Origin of the sequence: Burkholderia sp. HMSC10F09 (assembly GCF_001806955.1) — a bacterium.
GTDB classification, from domain to species: Bacteria; Pseudomonadota; Gammaproteobacteria; order Burkholderiales; family Burkholderiaceae; genus Burkholderia; species Burkholderia multivorans.
Map to the genome: position 1 here is coordinate 3,359 of NZ_KV786944.1, position 2,521 is coordinate 5,879.

Annotated in this window: 3 protein-coding genes and 1 pseudogene; all 4 read left to right on the plus strand. The window is 75.4% G+C overall.

The genetic code is table 11. The annotated features are described in order from the left end of the window. On the plus strand, positions 1–1,105 hold a 1,105-nt coding region (bcsE, locus tag HMPREF3115_RS32990; RefSeq protein WP_256276469.1), incomplete at its 5' end, for a cellulose biosynthesis protein BcsE. Further along, positions 1,102–1,311 carry a hypothetical protein gene (locus tag HMPREF3115_RS28295; RefSeq protein ID WP_006402171.1) on the plus strand — a complete coding sequence of 70 codons (210 nt, stop codon included), beginning with the start codon at positions 1,102–1,104 and terminating at the stop codon, positions 1,309–1,311. The genes bcsE and HMPREF3115_RS28295, both read left to right, overlap by 4 nt. Further along, the gene (bcsQ, locus tag HMPREF3115_RS28300) at positions 1,308–2,087 is read left to right on the plus strand and encodes a cellulose biosynthesis protein BcsQ (protein ID WP_070557050.1); all 780 of its coding nucleotides are present in this window, start codon (positions 1,308–1,310) and stop codon (positions 2,085–2,087) included. Before HMPREF3115_RS28295 ends, bcsQ begins: the two co-directional genes overlap by 4 nt. Beyond that, positions 2,084–2,521 (plus strand): annotated as a pseudogene (locus HMPREF3115_RS28305) (UDP-forming cellulose synthase catalytic subunit); the annotation flags it as partial. The gene bcsQ and the pseudogene HMPREF3115_RS28305, both read left to right, overlap by 4 nt.

Genomic DNA, 2,521 nt, shown 5'->3' on the forward strand with positions numbered 1-2,521 from the left:
CGCGGCCGAACCGGCGCGCCGCACGCGGCTCGCGATCGACGAGGATCGCGTCGTCGTCAGCCGCGCGGTGATCGACGGCGTCGCGCACGTGCCGGCCGGCTGGGAGATCGTCGACGACAACGCGGCCGTCGTCGCCGCGTGCGCGCAGGCGCAGGCCGCGACGGCCGTGCTCGCGTTTCGCACCAACGCGCAGCTCGAGTCGCTGTGCGCACAGGTACATGCGCTGCGCCGACGCAGCGGCGGCGCGCTGAAGATCGCGGTCGTCGAGCGCGGCGAGGTGCTGCGTCAGCAGTTCGAAACGCTCGTGCTGAGCGTCGGGGCCAACCGCGTGGTCGGCCGCGACGTGCCGCTCTCGCGCGTGCAGGCCGCCGTGCACGCGCTGCGCGGGCAACTGTTCGCGCGTCCGGTGCCGGCCGATTATCGTGCGGCGCTTGCGGCCGCGCTCGGCGAGCCGGTGCTCGGCTATCTGCCGGTCGGCACGTTCTGCGCGCGGATTGCCGCGGTGCTCGAGCGCGGCGCGGTGCTCGCGCTGCCGCATACGCTCGCGAAGCTGACGCTGCTGCCCGCGGTGTCGCACGTCGACGCGCTGCGGCATTGCCGGCCGCGCCGCACCGGCGACGTCGTGACGGCGGACGCCGCGCACCTGTACGTGTTTCTGTTCGCGTGCGAACCGACCGATGCCGACGACGCGCTCGCGCGCATCTTCGACGTGCCGGTCGATACGCTGTCCGACCGCGTCCTCTGTCTCGGGCAAGGCAGCATCGCGACCGAACTGCATGCGCTGAAGGCCGAGCAGCGGCGCGCGCCGGTGGCCGACTACAGCGACCTGTTCGCGTCGCCGGAGCCGAACGGTGGAGGCGAGGCGGCCCGCGCGATCGATGCCGTCGCTGCAGACGATGCGGACGATGCCGGCGCCGCAGTCGAGGCGGCCGGCGCGCGGCACGACGACGCATCGCCCGCCCGCACGATGCCGCCCGCCTCGTCCGCCGATGCGGCCGCCGCGCAGACCGTCGCCGCCGACACCGCACATTCCGCATTTTCCGCCGTGCATGCGCGCGGCGCCACGCGCAGCGCGATGCCGCTGCGCAAGCCGGAGGGCGCATGATCGCCGAACTCGTGATCGGATTTCTCGTCGGCATCGCGATCGCGGTGCCCGTCTGGATCGTCGCGCAGCATCTGGGCGTCGGCCGCGGCTTTCAGGCACCGCGCGGGCTCGGTCGGCGCGATGCGGTGCCGTGCACGCTGGTACCGGTCGCGCTGCGCGGGCGGCTGCTGCCCGAAGCGGCGCGCGCCGACGAGGGCACGCGATGAAGACGATCGCCATCACGTCGACGGCAGGCGGCGCCGGCCGCACCACGCTCGCGGCCGCGCTCGCGGTGCTGCTCGCGCGTCGCGGGCGGCCCGTCGTCGCGGTCGAGTTCGATCCGCAGAACCTGATGGGCGCGCTGCTCGGCCTCGACACGCTCGCCGATGCGGGCCTCGCCCAAAGCCTGCTCGGCGGCGCCGAGCCCTGGCATGCGCACACCTGGCGCAATGTGGACGGCGTGCTGTTCGTGCCGTACGGGCCGGTCGACGCGGCGGGCGCCGCCGCCTGCGACGCGCGGCTCGCGGCCGATCGCGCCTGGCTTGCACGCGCACTCGACGAGATCGCGCTGCCGGCCGACGGCGTCGTGCTGATCGACACCGCGCGCCAGCCGTCGCAGCAGGCCGAGCAGGCGCTGCGCTGTGCGGACCTGACGCTCGTCGTCGTGCCGCCGGAGCCCGCCGCGTGCGCGACGCTCGCCGCACGGCTCGACGGGCTGCGCGCGGGCGGCCGCGCGTGGCAGATCGTCGTGAACCGCCTGAACCCCGCACGCGACATGCAGCGCGACGCGCTCGCGATGCTGCGCGCCGTGGCGGGCCCGACCGCGCTGCTCGAACAGCGCATCCATGCGGACGCCGCGGTGCCCGAAGCGTTCGCGCGCGGCAGCTGGATCTTCGACGACGCGCCGTATTCGCAGGCGTCGCACGACCTGCACGGCGTCGCGAACTGGGTCGACGCGTGGCTGACGGCGGCCGTCGCTGGCCGGGCGGGAGCGTCGCGATGAAGGCGGCCCTGGTCGCACGATTGCGCGCCGCGCGCCGCGGCACGACGGCGTGGATCGCACGCGGGCTCGGGCTGCCCGCGCAGCGCACGCTGCTCGACTGGCTCGTGCGGCTGTTCTTCCATGCGCCGCCGCCCGGCCGCCCGGACGTCGTGCGCCGCGGCGTGCGCGCCGTGTTCCTGCGGCTCGCGCGCGAGTGGGGCGTGCTGCAGCCGCTCAGTCCGCGCGAATGGCTGTGGCGTGCCTGCGTGCGCGCGCCGCGTGCCGCCGATGCCGAGCGCCCGGCGCGCGATCCGCTGGCGTGGTTCGACACGTACGTGGTGCCTGTCTACGTCGCCGCGCGCGCGCTGATGCGGCGCATCGACGCGGCGCTTGCGCGGCTGCCGTGGACGCGCTGGGGCGGCTGGCTCGATGCGCGCGCGAACGGCGTCGGCCGG